This window comes from Streptococcus parasalivarius (genome assembly GCF_054785155.1).
Genome location: NZ_BAABOB010000002.1, coordinates 21,715 through 37,659 on the forward strand (window position 1 = coordinate 21,715; position 15,945 = coordinate 37,659).

Annotated in this window: 19 protein-coding genes; 9 read left to right on the forward strand and 10 right to left on the reverse strand. The window is 40.2% G+C overall.

Annotated features, from left to right (window positions below):
- Positions 1-6 precede the first annotated feature (6 nt).
- The 5 genes from galE (at position 7) to ACYVQ1_RS02345 (ending at position 3,920) form a co-directional block, all read left to right on the forward strand.
- Positions 7-1,020 (forward strand): UDP-glucose 4-epimerase GalE, encoded by a 1,014-nt coding sequence (galE, locus tag ACYVQ1_RS02325; protein WP_021144269.1) that lies wholly within the window; start codon positions 7-9, stop codon positions 1,018-1,020.
- A 191-nt stretch (positions 1,021-1,211) separates the two neighbouring features.
- Positions 1,212-1,448 carry a DUF1146 family protein gene (locus ACYVQ1_RS02330; RefSeq protein ID WP_002890830.1) on the forward strand — a complete coding sequence of 79 codons (237 nt, stop codon included), beginning with the start codon at positions 1,212-1,214 and terminating at the stop codon, positions 1,446-1,448.
- A gap of 67 nt (positions 1,449-1,515) precedes the next feature.
- The gene (gene murA / locus ACYVQ1_RS02335) at positions 1,516-2,787 is read left to right on the forward strand and encodes a UDP-N-acetylglucosamine 1-carboxyvinyltransferase (protein ID WP_461249693.1); all 1,272 of its coding nucleotides are present in this window, start codon (positions 1,516-1,518) and stop codon (positions 2,785-2,787) included.
- A gap of 1 nt (position 2,788) precedes the next feature.
- Positions 2,789-2,977 carry a DNA-directed RNA polymerase subunit beta gene (locus ACYVQ1_RS02340; protein WP_003097027.1) on the forward strand — a complete coding sequence of 63 codons (189 nt, stop codon included), beginning with the start codon at positions 2,789-2,791 and terminating at the stop codon, positions 2,975-2,977.
- A gap of 61 nt (positions 2,978-3,038) precedes the next feature.
- Positions 3,039-3,920: a DNA/RNA non-specific endonuclease gene (locus ACYVQ1_RS02345; RefSeq protein WP_461249694.1), complete on the forward strand. Its 882-nt coding sequence runs from the start codon at positions 3,039-3,041 to the stop codon at positions 3,918-3,920.
- Between the two features lie 77 nt (positions 3,921-3,997).
- On the opposite strand, the gene ACYVQ1_RS02350 is transcribed toward ACYVQ1_RS02345, so the two are convergent.
- The 8 genes from ACYVQ1_RS02350 to ACYVQ1_RS02385 all read right to left on the reverse strand — a co-directional run bounded on the left by ACYVQ1_RS02350 (position 3,998) and on the right by ACYVQ1_RS02385 (position 10,164).
- Positions 3,998-4,648 (reverse strand): amino acid ABC transporter permease, encoded by a 651-nt coding sequence (locus tag ACYVQ1_RS02350; RefSeq protein ID WP_037601175.1) that lies wholly within the window; start codon positions 4,646-4,648, stop codon positions 3,998-4,000.
- Positions 4,649-4,659: 11 nt separating this feature from the next.
- Entirely contained in the window at positions 4,660-5,358 is a 699-nt protein-coding gene (locus ACYVQ1_RS02355) for an amino acid ABC transporter permease (protein ID WP_461249695.1), read from the reverse strand.
- A gap of 17 nt (positions 5,359-5,375) precedes the next feature.
- Positions 5,376-6,209, reverse strand: coding sequence for a transporter substrate-binding domain-containing protein (locus tag ACYVQ1_RS02360; protein ID WP_461249696.1), 834 nt, complete (start codon positions 6,207-6,209; stop codon positions 5,376-5,378).
- 11 nt (positions 6,210-6,220) lie between these two features.
- Positions 6,221-6,988, reverse strand: a complete 768-nt coding sequence (locus ACYVQ1_RS02365; RefSeq protein WP_060775856.1) for an amino acid ABC transporter ATP-binding protein — start codon at positions 6,986-6,988, stop codon at positions 6,221-6,223.
- A 187-nt stretch (positions 6,989-7,175) separates the two neighbouring features.
- Positions 7,176-7,826 carry an amino acid ABC transporter permease gene (locus ACYVQ1_RS02370; RefSeq protein ID WP_037601175.1) on the reverse strand — a complete coding sequence of 217 codons (651 nt, stop codon included), beginning with the start codon at positions 7,824-7,826 and terminating at the stop codon, positions 7,176-7,178.
- Positions 7,827-7,837: 11 nt separating this feature from the next.
- Entirely contained in the window at positions 7,838-8,536 is a 699-nt protein-coding gene (locus tag ACYVQ1_RS02375; RefSeq protein ID WP_461249695.1) for an amino acid ABC transporter permease, read from the reverse strand.
- A 17-nt stretch (positions 8,537-8,553) separates the two neighbouring features.
- Complete coding sequence (locus tag ACYVQ1_RS02380; RefSeq protein ID WP_461249697.1) at positions 8,554-9,387, reverse strand: transporter substrate-binding domain-containing protein; 834 nt, start codon at positions 9,385-9,387, stop codon at positions 8,554-8,556.
- A gap of 9 nt (positions 9,388-9,396) precedes the next feature.
- On the reverse strand, positions 9,397-10,164 hold the full coding sequence (locus tag ACYVQ1_RS02385) for an amino acid ABC transporter ATP-binding protein (RefSeq protein WP_002885036.1): 768 nt from the start codon (positions 10,162-10,164) through the stop codon (positions 9,397-9,399).
- Between the two features lie 285 nt (positions 10,165-10,449).
- Between ACYVQ1_RS02385 and yycF the strand changes: the two genes are divergently transcribed.
- Genes yycF through ACYVQ1_RS02405 form a run of 4 tightly spaced genes read left to right on the forward strand, consistent with a single transcriptional unit; the run spans position 10,450 to position 13,727 of the window.
- Positions 10,450-11,157, forward strand: coding sequence for a response regulator YycF (gene yycF / locus ACYVQ1_RS02390; RefSeq protein ID WP_002884978.1), 708 nt, complete (start codon positions 10,450-10,452; stop codon positions 11,155-11,157).
- A complete protein-coding gene (vicK, locus tag ACYVQ1_RS02395; RefSeq protein WP_201061617.1) occupies positions 11,150-12,490 on the forward strand; it encodes a cell wall metabolism sensor histidine kinase VicK in 1,341 nt (446 codons plus the stop codon). Before yycF ends, vicK begins: the two co-directional genes overlap by 8 nt.
- A 5-nt stretch (positions 12,491-12,495) precedes the next feature.
- Positions 12,496-13,308: an MBL fold metallo-hydrolase gene (locus ACYVQ1_RS02400; RefSeq protein WP_461249855.1), complete on the forward strand. Its 813-nt coding sequence runs from the start codon at positions 12,496-12,498 to the stop codon at positions 13,306-13,308.
- A 59-nt stretch (positions 13,309-13,367) separates the two neighbouring features.
- The gene (locus tag ACYVQ1_RS02405) at positions 13,368-13,727 is read left to right on the forward strand and encodes a YbaN family protein (RefSeq protein WP_037597735.1); all 360 of its coding nucleotides are present in this window, start codon (positions 13,368-13,370) and stop codon (positions 13,725-13,727) included.
- A gap of 51 nt (positions 13,728-13,778) precedes the next feature.
- On the opposite strand, the gene ACYVQ1_RS02410 is transcribed toward ACYVQ1_RS02405, so the two are convergent.
- Both ACYVQ1_RS02410 and yidA read right to left on the reverse strand, forming a co-directional pair.
- Positions 13,779-14,993: an aminoacyltransferase gene (locus ACYVQ1_RS02410; RefSeq protein ID WP_461249698.1), complete on the reverse strand. Its 1,215-nt coding sequence runs from the start codon at positions 14,991-14,993 to the stop codon at positions 13,779-13,781.
- A gap of 1 nt (position 14,994) precedes the next feature.
- Positions 14,995-15,804 (reverse strand): sugar-phosphatase, encoded by an 810-nt coding sequence (gene yidA / locus ACYVQ1_RS02415; protein ID WP_461249699.1) that lies wholly within the window; start codon positions 15,802-15,804, stop codon positions 14,995-14,997.
- Positions 15,805-15,945 lie beyond the last annotated feature (141 nt).

Below are 15,945 nucleotides of genomic sequence, written 5' to 3' on the forward strand. Positions count from 1 at the left end.
AAATAAATGTCTATTTTAATTACAGGAGGAGCTGGCTATATCGGTAGCCACACAACCGTTGAACTCCTTAATGCAGGTTTCGATGTAGTCTTAGTTGACGACTTTTCAAATAGTTCGCCAGCAGTTCTTGAACGTTTGGAAAAGATTACTGGTAAAAAATTTCCATTTTATCAAGGTTCCATTTTAGATACTGATTTTTTGGATAAGGTTTTTACAAATGAAGATATTGAGTTAGTTATTCACTTTGCGGCCTTCAAGGCAGTGGGGGAATCTGTCCAAAAACCTTTAAAATATTATAAAAACAATATCAGTGGTACCATTACTCTTCTTGAAAAAATGAAAGAATATGATGTTAAAAACATCGTCTTCAGTTCAAGTGCAACAGTTTACGGTACCAATAATCCTTCTCCAATGACGGAAGATATGCCAACATCAGCTATCAACCCATACGGTTATACTAAGTTGATGATGGAACAAATTCTTACAGACGTAGCTGCTTCAGATCCGTCATGGTCAGTCACAAATCTTCGTTATTTCAATCCTATCGGTGCTCATGAAAGTGGTTTGATTGGGGAATTGCCAAACGGTATTCCAAACAACCTTATGCCATATATTACACAAGTAGCTATCGGTAAACTTCCTGAGCTTAACGTCTTTGGGGATGACTATCCAACTCCAGATGGTACAGGTGTACGTGACTACATTCACGTCCTTGACTTGGCCTCAGGTCACTTGGCTGCTGTCAAATATAATTTGAGTCATAAAGGTGCTGAGATTTTCAACTTGGGTACTGGACATGGTTATAGCGTATTGGATCTCGTTAAGACTTTCGAAGCTGAAAACAAGGTTGCTATTCCATACCGTATTCAAGGACGTCGTGCTGGTGATATTGCTACTTGCTATGCCTCTCCTGAAAAGGCCAAAGAAGTTCTTGGCTGGGAAGCTAAGAAGACCTTGAAAGAAATGGTTAGAGATTCTTGGCGTTGGCAAACGACTAACCCTAACGGTTATGAAGACTAAGTTGCATAACTCAAATTATAAGTCCCTAGAGAGTGTAAGATAAGCACTAGATTATTTTAAAGTATCCCTAATCTAGTAGCTTTAAAAATAAAGAGAAGAGGAGTGGAAGCAGTCACTAAATGATTACAGATTTATAACTGTCTCACCCTCTTTTTATGTTTTAGCTTAGCTTTCTATGGTATAATGAAATTATGACTATTATTAATCAATTCGTCACTTTGGCGAGTCACCTTGTATTTATAGGATTGAGCTACCATATGCTGATTAGCCTCTTTGATTGGGCAAAAATCATCAAAAATCCGATTGAAAATACTGGTAAATTGAAACTCTTTTTGCTCTTTATTAGTATTGCCTTAGGCTATCTTATCAGTTCCTTTATTCTGTCGGTTTTAGCTTTTGGACAGAATATGGCTAGCTCGATTTCTTAAATTAGTGATTTTAAAAGACTTTTGATATAATACAAAAAGATGAAAATGACCCTTGAAAGGAATCCCTATGGATAAAATTATTGTGCAGGGTGGCAACACTCGATTAAGTGGTGAGGTTGTCATTGAAGGTGCTAAAAACGCTGTCCTTCCCTTGTTGGCAGCGACTATCTTGGCTTCGGAAGGTCAAACAACCTTAACTAATGTTCCAATCTTGTCAGATGTTTACACGATGAATAATGTTGTTCGTGGTTTAGATATTGCTGTAGACTTTGACGAGGAAAACAATACCGTTGTCGTTGATGCTAGTGGAGAAATTCTTGATCAGGCGCCATATGAGTATGTGAGCAAGATGCGTGCGTCTATCGTAGTACTTGGACCAATTCTTGCCCGCAATGGCCACGCGAAGGTTTCAATGCCTGGAGGTTGTACGATTGGTAGCCGTCCGATTGACCTCCACCTCAAAGGTTTAGAAGCAATGGGTGCTAAAATTACCCAAGTTGGTGGTGACATCACTGCGTCAGCAGAAAAACTAAAAGGTGCAACTATTTATATGGACTTTCCATCTGTCGGTGCCACTCAAAACCTTATGATGGCAGCCACTTTGGCTGATGGAGTTACAACCATTGAAAATGCTGCGCGTGAACCAGAAATTGTAGACTTGGCCCTTCTTCTTAACGAGATGGGAGCAGACGTCAAAGGTGCTGGAACTGAAACACTCGTGATTAAAGGTGTTAAAGCTCTCCATGGTACTAAACATGCAGTTGTTCAGGACCGTATTGAAGCAGGTACCTTTATGGTAGCAGCGGCTATGACTTCTGGAGATGTCCTCATCAAAGATGCTATCTTGGAACATAACCGTCCTTTGATTTCAAAATTATTGGAAATGGGTGTTGATGTTAAGGAAGAAGAAGGCGGCATTCGTGTTAAATCTGATGTTTCTCAATTGAAACCAGTAACTGTTAAAACCCTACCTCACCCAGGTTTCCCAACTGACATGCAGGCTCAATTTACAGCACTTATGGCAGTGGTAAACGGTGAATCAACCATGATTGAGACAGTCTTTGAGAATCGCTTCCAACACTTGGAAGAAATGCGTCGTATGGGACTTCATTCAGAAATCCTTCGTGACACGGCTATGATTCACGGTGGTTTGCCACTTCAAGGTGCTCAAGTCATGTCTACTGACCTTCGAGCTTCGGCAGCACTTATTCTTACAGGAATGGTAGCTGAAGGAACAACGATTGTTGGTAAATTGACACACTTGGATCGTGGTTACTATCAATTCCATGAGAAACTAGCTAAACTAGGAGCAAATATTTCACGTGTAAGTGAGGCTTAGTATGGAAACTGGTAAAGGCTATGTTTTTCGTCAATTATTACTTGTTTTGAGTGTGTGTGTGATTGGCCTTGCTTTTCTAGCTATCGGTTTGATGATTGGCTATGCTGTTTTAGGAGAGGGCAAGGATCCGATAAGCATCTTAAAACCAGAAACTTGGCAGGCAATTGTTGCTAAATTTACAGGAAAATAAAAGGGAGTGGGAAGTAATCCCGCTCCTTTAGTCATGACATTCATATAAAAGAAAGAGAACAATGGCAAAAAGAAAGACATCTTTAACAAATAAACAGAAACGTCAGCTAGTCTCGTTACTAATAGCGGTCTTGATAGCGGTTCTAGGTTACATTGGGACGAGCAGTAAGCTCTCACCTAACAATCCAATCAAGCAGGTAGCCAGTCTAGTCTCGGGAAAATCCAATAACTCCGTCAAATCAAACGGCTCAACAAGTGGGAAGTCTACGCCACAAGAGCAGCTTGCTGAGACGGTGATGACCAGCTCCGTCAAGAGTCAACTAGGAAACACCATAGAATGGAATGGGGCAGGGGCTTATATTGTTAATGGAAATAAGACCAATCTTAATGCTAAGGTATCTAGCCAACCCTACGCTAATAACCAAGTTAAAACGGTTCAAGGACAAACGGTTCCTACAGTTGCGAATGCCTTGTTAAGTAAAGCGACCAGACAGTACAAAAATCGTCAAGAAACAGGGAATGGCTCAACTTCTTGGACACCAGCTGGATGGCATCAAGTTCACAATCTTTCAGGAGAGTATAGCCATGCCGTAGACCGAGGCCATTTGTTAGGTTATGCACTTGTAGGTGGTCTCAAAGGATTTGATGCTTCGACTTCAAACCCAGAAAATATTGCCGTTCAAACTGCTTGGGCTAACCAAGCTAATAGCGAAACTTCCACAGGCCAAAACTATTATGAAAGCCTGGTACGTAAAGCTCAGGATAAAAATAAACGTGTCCGTTACCGCGTTACCCTCATTTATGAAGGGGATAACCTGATTCCATCAGGATCACATCTTGAAGCCAAGTCAGCAGATGGCTCGCTTGAGTTCAATGTCTTCGTGCCAAATGTCCAACAGGGAATTACCCTAGATTATTATTCAGGGAAAGTAACGGTGAATTAATGAAACAAACGACTCCGGTTGGAGTCGTTTTTAGTATCTAGAAAAACAAAAACCCACCCGTAGGTGAGTTTTTTGTTTTATTCACTAGCTTGCTCCCATTGTTTAGAGAGGTAGCGAGAGTAGCTAGAAATAGCAAAGTTAACCACGAAATAAGCTAAAGCCACAATACCGTATAAGGTAAAGATTTGACTAGGCTCGTAGTAACCACCCATCAAAATTTGACTCTTACCAAACAATTCTTGTAAGGCGATAACAGAGTAAAGGAAAGAAGTATCCTTGATAACTGTTACGAATTGAGAAATGATAGATGGCAACATCTTACGAATAGCTTGTGGGAAGATGATGTAAATAAAGATTTGTCTGTTGTTAAACCCTTGAGACAAGCCGGCTTCCGTTTGGCCATGGTCGATAGAGTTCAGTCCCCCACGAATGATTTCCGCCAAGGCCGCTGAAGTGAAGACCGTGAAAGAGGTAATCCCTGCCGCCGTAGACTTAAGCTGGAAGACCAAGAAGATAATGAAAATCCAAAGCAAGTTAGGAACGTTACGAACGAACTCAACGTAGATAGAAGCCATCCAACGAAGAATAGGATTCTTTCCGTTACGCATAACCGCCAGAATAGTTCCGAACAAGGTAGACAGCACAATGATGAAGAAAGACAAGTAAAGGGTCGTCCACATCCCTTGTGCCAAGAATTTAAGGTTAGTAGCTGATAAAACTTCTGACATAGTGGACCTCCTTAGTAAGCTTTCTTATTCTCTTCTTCTTTACGACGTGCCCAAGTAGCTAGAGGGAAACACATGATAAAGTAGAGGAAGGCAGCTCCGGCAAAGGCCGGCACATAGTTAGTGGTATCATAAGCCCAAGCCTTAGCAGTGAACATGATATCAGCCCCAGAAATAATGGCAATTGTAGAAGTATTCTTAATCAAGTTAACCACTTGGTTGGTCAATGGCGGCAAGATAGTACGGACTGCTTGAGGCAAGATGATGATACGCATGGTATCAGCGTAGGTGAATCCTTGAGACAAAGCCGCTTCAGTTTGACCTTTAGGAACCGCCTCAATACCTGTACGAATAATTTCAGAGATATAGGCTCCTGTGTAGACCCCCACACAAAGGATGGCTGTCAATGAAATTGGAATCATGACATGGCCATCAGTCAAGATTGAAATCCCATAGAAGACGACCACAAATTGCACGAGCAAAGGGGTATTTTGGAAAATTTCGACATAAACACGTGAGAAACCACGAAGTACCTTGTTGTGAGTCGAACTCATAGCACCAAAGATGAGCCCAAGAAGAAGGGCAACAATCAAGGCACCAATCGAAATGCCAAGGGTATAGAAGAAACCTTTGGCAAATTGTCCAAAGTTAGCGAAGAAAGCAGCCCAACGTTCAAGAGCGAAAGGACTAGCCGTTTCAGTTAAAAGATACATAAATTCAGGACTCCTTTCTATTTATCTTCAGCCTTAGCCGGTTTCAAGTGATACTTATCGTAGAGCTTTTGAAGGCTACCATCTTTTTGCCATTTAGCCAACAAATCGTTGGTATAATCAATCAACTCTTGGTTAGACTTGCTTGAAGCGATACCGTATTCTTGTGTTTTGAAACCTTCTTTTAAGGTTTTAGTTTTCTTACTTTCATATCCAGAGAGAATAGATTTATCAACTGAGAAAGCATCTACACGGTGAGCGTAAAGAGAAACAGCCAATTCTGGGAAAGATCCGAGTTGGACATAATTGAACTTAAGGTTATTAGCTGAAGCGTACTCTTGCAAAGCAGCCTTAGTTGACGCCCCTTGAGAAACACCGATAGTCTTACCATTCAAATCTGAGATTTTGTTAATACCTGAATTCTTAAGAACCAAGAAACCGATTTGGTCATAGTAGTAAGGAGTTGAGATGGCGTAAGAAGCCTTACGTTCATCATTGATGGTATAAGTAGCGATAAGCAAGTCGATAGTTCCGTTATCCATAAGTGGTTCACGGGTTTGCGTCGTTACTGGGATGTAATTCACTTTAACTTTTAACTCATCAGCAATCTTCTTAGCAAGATCAACTTCCATACCTTCGTAGGTATTAGTCTTAGCAGAATAGTAACCAAAGTTAGGAACGTCTTGCTTCACACCGACATTGAGTGTCCCTCGCTTAACAATCTTTTGGACGGCTTTACTATCAAGAAGCTTACTAGTGTCTTCCGCCTTAGTCTTGTGACTCGTGATAAGAAAAATAGTGAGAACTGCCAAGCTTGCAACAGTTAGGTAACGTAAGATTTTTTTGAAAATCATAGGCAACCTCCTTAGGCATCCACTTGGACATTATCAGAGTTGTGATCGATAATCTTAGAAAGGAATTGAACCGCACGAGGTTCAGTTGGATTGTCAAAGAAACCATCCACATCCGTAGTGTCTACAAGAACTTGACCTTCAGCCATGAAAATGATACGGTCAGCCACACTGCGGGCGAAGCCCATTTCGTGGGTTACGACAACCATGTTCATGCCACCTTTGGCAAGCTTTTGCATAACTGCAAGCACGTCACCGATAGTCTCTGGGTCAAGAGCTGAAGTTGGTTCGTCAAAGAGCAAGAGCTCAGGATTCATGGCAAGACCACGGGCGATAGCGATACGTTGTTTTTGTCCACCAGAAAGCATGCCAGGGTATGAATCTTTCTTGTCCCACATGTTAACGTAGCGAAGGAATTTTTCAGCAGTCTTTTCAGCGTCTGCCTTACTGATTCCAAGAACCTTGATAGGTGCCAAGGTAACATTTTCAAGAACGGTTTTGTGCGGGTAGAGGTTAAAGTGTTGGAATACCATCCCTGCTTCCTTACGCAATTCTACCAACTCTTTGGCAGAAGCTTCCGTCACATTATGTCCGTTAACGATAAGCGTACCGTTATCAATGGATTCCAAGGCGTTGATTGTACGGATGAGGGTGGATTTCCCAGACCCAGAAGGTCCCAAGAGAACCACAACTTGTCCTTTTTCAATTTCTAGATTGATATCACGAAGTGCATGATAATCTCCGTAATATTTATTAACATTTTTAAATTCAATAAGTGCCATAAGAGCCTCCTATAATGGATTTACTTGTTAGCTTTTCTAACATATATTGAATTTTAGCATAAGTAAAGTCGAAAGTCAAAAAATTCCGAATATTCTTTCAAAACGTTCGGTTTTTACTAAATAATTAATCATTTTTTGATATAAATATGAGAAAAACAAAAACCCACCCGTAGGTGAGTTTTTTGTTTTATTCACTAGCTTGCTCCCATTGTTTAGAGAGGTAGCGAGAGTAGCTAGAAATAGCAAAGTTAACCACGAAATAAGCTAAAGCCACAATACCGTATAAGGTAAAGATTTGACTAGGCTCGTAGTAACCACCCATCAAAATTTGACTCTTACCAAACAATTCTTGTAAGGCGATAACAGAGTAAAGGAAAGAAGTATCCTTGATAACTGTTACGAATTGAGAAATGATAGATGGTAACATCTTACGAATAGCTTGTGGGAAGATGATGTAAATAAAGATTTGTCTGTTGTTAAACCCTTGAGACAAGCCGGCTTCCGTTTGGCCATGGTCGATAGAGTTCAGTCCCCCACGAATGATTTCCGCCAAGGCCGCTGAAGTGAAGACCGTGAAAGAGGTAATCCCTGCCGCCGTAGACTTAAGCTGGAAGACCAAGAAGATAATGAAAATCCAAAGCAAGTTAGGAACGTTACGAACGAACTCAACGTAGATAGAAGCCATCCAACGAAGAATAGGATTCTTTCCGTTACGCATAACCGCCAGAATAGTTCCGAACAAGGTAGACAGCACAATGATGAAGAAAGACAAGTAAAGGGTCGTCCACATCCCTTGTGCCAAGAATTTAAGGTTAGTAGCTGATAAAACTTCTGACATAGTGGACCTCCTTAGTAAGCTTTCTTATTCTCTTCTTCTTTACGACGTGCCCAAGTAGCTAGAGGGAAACACATGATAAAGTAGAGGAAGGCAGCTCCGGCAAAGGCCGGCACATAGTTAGTGGTATCATAAGCCCAAGCCTTAGCAGTGAACATGATATCAGCCCCAGAAATAATGGCAATTGTAGAAGTATTCTTAATCAAGTTAACCACTTGGTTGGTCAATGGCGGCAAGATAGTACGGACTGCTTGAGGCAAGATGATGATACGCATGGTATCAGCGTAGGTGAATCCTTGAGACAAAGCCGCTTCAGTTTGACCTTTAGGAACCGCCTCAATACCTGTACGAATAATTTCAGAGATATAGGCTCCTGTGTAGACCCCCACACAAAGGATGGCTGTCAATGAAATTGGAATCATGACATGGCCATCAGTCAAGATTGAAATCCCATAGAAGACGACCACAAATTGCACGAGCAAAGGGGTATTTTGGAAAATTTCGACATAAACACGTGAGAAACCACGAAGTACCTTGTTGTGAGTCGAACTCATAGCACCAAAGATGAGCCCAAGAAGAAGGGCAACAATCAAGGCACCAATCGAAATGCCAAGGGTATAGAAGAAACCTTTGGCAAATTGTCCAAAGTTAGCGAAGAAAGCAGCCCAACGTTCAAGAGCGAAAGGACTAGCCGTTTCAGTTAAAAGATACATAAATTCAGGACTCCTTTCTATTTATCTTCAGCCTTAGCCGGTTTCAAGTGATACTTATCGTAGAGCTTTTGAAGGCTACCATCTTTTTGCCATTTAGCCAACAAATCGTTGGTATAATCAATCAACTCTTGGTTAGACTTGCTTGAAGCAATACCGTATTCTTGTGTTTTGAAACCTTCATCAAGAATTTTGGTTTTATCACTTTCGTAACCTGATAGGATTGATTTATCACCAGCAAAGGCGTCAATACGGTATGCATAGAGTGATACGGCTAACTCAGGATAGGATCCGAGTTGGACATAATTGAACTTAAGGTTATTAGCTGAAGCGTACTCTTCAACAGCGGCTTTGGCAGATGATCCTTGAGACACTCCAATAGTTTTACCGTTAAGGTCAGAAAGTTTCTTATAGCCAGATTTGGTTTGAACGAGGAAACCGATTTGGTCATAGTAGTAAGGATTTGACATGGCATATGAAGCTTTACGCTCATCTGTAATAGTATAAGTAGCGATAAGCATGTCAATAGTCCCATTATCCATAAGGGCCTCACGTGTTTGAGGGGTAACCGCTGTAAAATTCACCTTAACCTTAAGTTCTTTGGCAATTCTCTTAGCGAGGTCAATTTCCATACCTTGATAGGTATTGGTTTTGGCTGAGTAGTAACCGAAGTTTGGGACATCCTGTTTGACACCAACATTTAGAGTCCCTTTTTTGACAATTTTTTGAATTGTAGCATTATTGAGTAGTTTACTGCTTTCATCAGCTTGACTACTTTTAGTGTTCCAGAGGAGAACTGCTACAAATGCTAAAGCAGAGATAGCTAAAATGCGACTAAGTTTTTTGATTAACATAAGCCCTCCTTAGGCATCCACTTGGACACGATCAGAGTTGTGGTCGATAATCTTAGAAAGGAATTGAACAGCACGAGGTTCAGTTGGATTGTCAAAGAAACCATCCACATCCGTAGTATCCACAAGAACCTGACCTTCAGCCATGAAAATGATACGGTCTGCCACACTGCGGGCAAAGCCCATTTCGTGGGTAACAACTACCATGTTCATGCCACCTTTGGCAAGGTTTTGCATAACCGCCAACACGTCACCGATAGTCTCTGGGTCAAGGGCTGACGTTGGCTCATCAAAGAGCAAGAGCTCAGGATTCATGGCAAGACCACGGGCAATAGCGATACGTTGTTTTTGTCCACCAGAAAGCATACCAGGGTATGAATCTTTCTTGTCCCACATGTTAACGTAGCGAAGGAATTTTTCAGCAGTCTTTTCAGCCTCTGCCTTACTGATTCCAAGAACCTTGATAGGGGCCAAGGTTACATTTTCAAGAACGGTTTTGTGAGGGTAGAGGTTAAAGTGCTGGAATACCATCCCTGCTTCCTTACGAAGCTCAACCAAGTCTTTGGCAGAAGCTTCCGTAACATTATGTCCGTTAACGATAAGCGTACCGTTATCAATTGATTCCAAGGCGTTGATTGTACGGATAAGGGTAGATTTCCCAGACCCAGAAGGTCCCAGGAGAACCACAACTTGTCCTTTTTCAATTTCTAGATTGATGTCACGAAGTGCATGATAATCTCCGTAGTATTTATTAACATTTTTAAATTCGATAAGTGCCATAAGAGCCTCCTAAAATTTTACATTAATATATGTAATAACAAGAGTGTATTTTACTATATATGTAGGAAAATGTCAAAAATGTTTGAAAATTCAATCATAAGGTTCGTCTTTTAACCGATTACATATAGCAAAGGTATCTCAAAAAACAAGTAAAGCTTGTATATTAGCTCAATATCTATAGTAGAAACTTGGTCCTTAACCTATTTTTTGGTATAATATGTTTGATACGTAAAGTTTTCTACTTTACAAAATTGAATGACTTAAGAAAACCGATGAGGTGTTTATATGAAAAAAATTCTTGTTGTTGATGATGAAAGACCAATTTCGGATATCATCAAGTTTAATCTGACTAAAGAGGGTTATGAAGTGGTTACGGCCTTTGATGGTCGTGAAGCATTGGAGCAGTTTGAAGCTGAAAAACCAGACTTGGTCATCCTGGACTTGATGCTGCCTGAACTAGATGGTTTAGAAGTCGCTAAGGAAATTCGAAAGACAAGTCATACACCAATTATCATGCTTTCAGCTAAGGATAGCGAGTTTGATAAGGTTATCGGGCTAGAAATTGGGGCAGATGACTATGTGACGAAACCATTTTCTAATCGTGAATTGTTGGCACGTATCAAAGCTCACTTGCGTCGTACAGAGACTATTGAAACAGCAGCAGAAGAAAGCTCTAACTCAGGCAAGCAGGAGATTTCAATTGGTGAGTTGATTATTGTTCCAGATGCATTTGTTGCTAAAAAACGTGGAAATGAAGTCGAACTCACACACCGTGAATTTGAGTTGCTTTTCCATTTGGCAACTCATATGGGACAAGTAATGACGCGTGAACATTTGCTTGAAACTGTTTGGGGTTATGACTATTTTGGTGATGTTCGTACGGTTGACGTAACCATTCGTCGTCTCCGTGAAAAAATTGAAGACACACCTAGTCGTCCTGAATATATTTTGACGCGTCGTGGTGTTGGTTATTATATGAAGAATTATGACTAGTATTGGCTTAAACATCACAAGCTTTGAACTAGCCTTACTCTTTACGCTCCTTTTTGTGGCTTTCTACTTTATTTTTCTTGCTTATCGTGATTATCGACGAGTCAAAAATATTCGAAAGTTGACCAAGAGAGTCAAGTCCCTAATGGCAGGTAACTATAATGAGGAGTTACGCTTAAAGGGTGATTCAGAGCTTTTAGAGCTAGCTGACAGCTTGAATGATTTATCGGACGTTTTTCGTTTGACGCATGAAAATCTAGCCCAGGAAAAAAACCGCTTATCATCAGTCCTCTCTTATATGAGTGATGGAGTCATTGCGACTAATCGACGTGGTCAAATTACCATGATTAATAGCACAGCTCAGCGTTTGTTGAATCTAGATTTTGAAACAGCGACACAGATGTCCATTTTAGATTTATTAGATGGCGAAAATCCCTATACTTATAATGAATTGTTATCTAAGACTCCTGAGATTCATTTGTCTCGTCGAGATGCCAACGATGAGTTTGTGACCCTACGCGTTAACTTTGCTCTTATTCGTAAAGAATCTGGTTTTATCTCAGGTCTAGTTGCCGTCCTTCACGATGCCACTGAGCAGGAAAAAGAAGAGCGGGAACGCCGACTCTTTGTATCAAACGTTAGTCATGAGTTGCGTACACCTTTGACTTCTGTAAAATCTTATCTGGAGGCACTTGATGATGGTGCACTTGACGAAGAGATTGCCCCTAACTTTATCAAAGTTTCTTTGGATGAGACCAATCGTATGATGCGAATGATTTCTGACCTCTTGGCACTGTCTCGTATTGACAATAAGAGTACCAACCTTGACGTTGAAATGACTAATTTCACGGCCTTCATGACCTATATATTGAATCGTTTCGATCAGATTAAGAGTCAAGAAACCAATACAGGTAAAACTTACGAAATTATTAGAGATTATCCGGTAAACTCGATTTGGGTGGAGATTGATACAGATAAGATGACCCAAGTAGTGGATAATATTCTTAATAATGCTATCAAGTATTCGCCTGATGGTGGTAAGATTACAGTGTCTATGAAGACAACTGATTCACAGTTGATTGTTTCTATTTCTGACCAAGGTTTGGGTATTCCTAAGAAAGATTTGCCGTTAATTTTTGACCGTTTTTATCGTGTTGATAAGGCTAGAAGTCGTGCTCAGGGTGGAACTGGTCTTGGCTTGTCCATTGCAAAAGAAATTATTAAACAACATAAGGGCTTTATTTGGGCTAAGAGTGAGTATGGTAAGGGTTCAACTTTTACAATTGTGCTTCCATATGACAAGGATGCCATGATGGTTGATGAATGGGAGATGTAGTAGAAATGGCCTCAGATTTAGGGTTTAAATATAGTATTTTGGCTTCAGGGTCAACTGGTAATTCCTTTTATTTGGAGACTCCAGAAAAGAAGATTCTTGTGGACGCTGGTTTGTCTGGTAAGAAAATCACAAGTTTGCTAGCTGAAGTTGATCGTGATCCGAGTGATCTGGATGCTATCTTAGTTACTCATGAACACAAGGATCACATCCATGGTGTAGGTGTTTTAGCTCGTAAATATGGCATGGATATCTACGCCAATGAGAAAACCTGGCAAATTATGGATAGTAAAAATATGCTTGGCAAGATTGATAATAGCCAGAAACATGTTTTTTCTCGTGACAAGCTCCTGACCTTTGGAGACATTGATATTGAGTCTTTTGGAGTTAGTCACGATGCTATTGATCCACAGTTCTATCGCTTTATGAAAGATGGAAAAAGTTTTGTCATGCTGACGGATACGGGTTATGTTTCTGATCGCATGGCAGGTATTATTGAGAATGCTGATGGCTATCTGATTGAGTCCAATCATGATATTGAAATCCTCAGAGCAGGTTCATATCCTTGGTCAACTAAGCAACGTATCCTCTCTGATCAAGGTCACTTGTGTAATGAAGATGGAGCGGATGCTATGATTCGCACCATAGGTAACAAAACTAAAAAGATCTACTTGGGTCACCTTTCTAAAGAAAATAATATCAAGGAGTTGGCCCACATGACGATGGAAAATCAGCTGGCACGTGCTGACTTTGGTGTTGGAACTGACTTCAAGGTTTATGATACCTCACCAGACACAGCGACACCACTGACAGATATTTAAAACATAGCAGAAGAGCTACACTAATGCGTTTAGTGCAGCTTTTTAAAAGGAATGTATTTATGAAAGTAATTTATCTCTCTCTAGGAATGTTGTCGTTAGGTTTGGGAATTCTTGGAATTCCGCTTCCAATCTTACCCACAACACCTTTTCTACTTTTAGCCATTGCTTGCTTTGCTAGAAGTTCTAAACGTTTTGAGAAATGGTTATATCATACGAAGCTATATCAAAGTTATGTAGCCGATTTTAGAGAAACCAAATCCATTGCCAAAGAACGAAAGAAAAAGATTATCATCCAAATCTATGTTTTGATGGGAATTTCAATCTTTTTTGCACCTATACTTTGGGTGAAAATCGGACTTTTTTGCTTGACAGTCTTCATCACCTATTATTTATTTAAGGTTATTCCTGATAAAGACTAAGATATCATCAAAAAATGAGACTTCCAAGATGGAGTCTCATTTTATATTTTATTAATGTTTGCTACGTAATTTCTTACGGAGTTTATAGGCAAAATTGGCTGGTCCGTAAAGAGGGCTAACTGGAAGGTTGAATTCTCCAATGAATTGTTCAATACGTGGGTTAAATTTGGACTTGAAATTATACAAGCCACCATCTAGTGAATTTTCTATTCCTCCCATGTTTTGCCATTCGGCACCACGCTCAAAAGCATGATTAGCTGTTTCATACCATGTCAGGATAGCTGGTTGATAACGACGGTAGTCTTCATCCATTCCTGCATAGATATTCTCAGACGTCTTGCCAAATTCGAGAACGAGTGTACCAGAGAGTGGGACCGTCTTATTTCCAGCATCAACTTTTTCTTGAAGAAAGTCAATTTCCTCTTTAAGTCTCTTGTGCTCTTGTTTATTGTTCTCGATTTTTCCTGGTTTAGTTTTTTCAGTGAACTTAGCTGCATCAGCAATGTTCTTTTCGAGTTGCTTATTGAGGTCTTTGAGACGAGCTGGTAAATCAAGAGTTGAGAGTGTAATGTAAGAAGATTCTGGGTAGGTAGTCAACAACTTTTCATAATAATCAATGCCACGAAGGTGGATGTTCTTACGGGCCTCAGTCTTCTTCATCAAAGATGCGAATTGTTCAAGAAGTTCAGTACCACCAAATTGGACTGAAATCCCCTTGTTTCGAGCAGTACGAACAGCCTGCTTGGTACTCTTAGAGAGTTGTTCCTCAGTGAAATCTTCCTTATGGATATTAGCCTGGAAGCGTGGTTGAATATTTTCAGCCATATCTTCAGTGAGGCCAGTCCATTCAACGCCAAGGGACTGGATATTTTTAGCAATAGCTAGTGTTTCTTCACGAATTTCAGCTTCTTGTGAAATCAAGTTTTTAGTCACAAAGAGGCTTGGATCAAATTTAACAAAGAGGGCACGCTTTGTTTTAGCATATTTCTTAAGTGAAGCCATGACAAAGGCAAGTAGTTCTTTATCCTTGTAATCCATGATAGGGCCTCGAGGAATATAAATCATAGAAAAACCTAGAGGAAGTGGCTGAATAAGGACACTAGCGACAGCAACGAGATTACCGTCCTGGTAGAAACCAAGGCGATCATTTCCCCAACTATCTTTGATTTTTGCCCATGAACTACTTTGCAATAAGTTCGTTTGAGGACTATCTATAACAAAGCGGTCGTGCTCAGAAGTACTGAGTCCAGTTTTATAGGTATACATATTAGTCTAGAACCCACTTTCTAATAGCGTAAGCGACACCAGATTCATCGTTTGATTTTGTGATGTGTTTCGCAATTTTCTTCATTTCTGGATTACCATTTTCCATAACAACAGGAGAGCCAACGACTTCAAGCATAGCACGGTCATTTTCTTCATCACCGATAGCCATCGTTTCTTCTTTAGAAAGACCGAGTTTCTCAGCAAGATGGGTTACAGCGATACCTTTGTTGGCTGTTTTCTTGAGAATTTCTAGGTAAAATGGTGTTGATTTTACAATAGTAAAGCGGTCATAAAATTCCTGTGGAAGTTTAGCAATAGCTGCATCAAGAATTTCAGGTTCGTCGATATACATGGCCTTAACAAATTCCTTGTCAGCTACCTCTTCAGGTGTACGATAGTAAATCGGCATATGAACAAGTGTAGACTCATGAACCGTGTAGCGGCCAATATTGCGATTACTTGTGTAGATACCATCTTTAGTAATGGCGTGAGAATGAACACCAAGCTTGTTAGCCAAAACCTCAATATCAAGGTAGTCTTCGTATGAGAGTGTCTCACGAATTAATTCATTACCAGTAGAAGTTTCTTGGACAAGCCCACCATTGAATGTGATAACATAATCTCCGTCTTGGTTGAGGTTAAGCTCTTCAAGAAGTGGAAGCACTCCTGGAATAGGGCGACCAGTCGCAATAACAACCTTTACACCAGCAGCTTTAGCATCTTGGATCGCTTGAAAGACTTCCGGTGTAACTTGACGTTGGCTATTTAGAAGCGTTCCATCAATATCAACAGCAATAAGTTTAATAGACATAATAATTACCTGTTTCGTTTAGTTAGTTTCCCTTCTATTTTACTAAAATTTAGGCGCTTTGTCATAGTTCTTCCTGAGAAAAGTATTATTGTCTCTTTAAAGAAGTAGATTAGGTAAGAATTGCCCAAATGCTTTTTAATT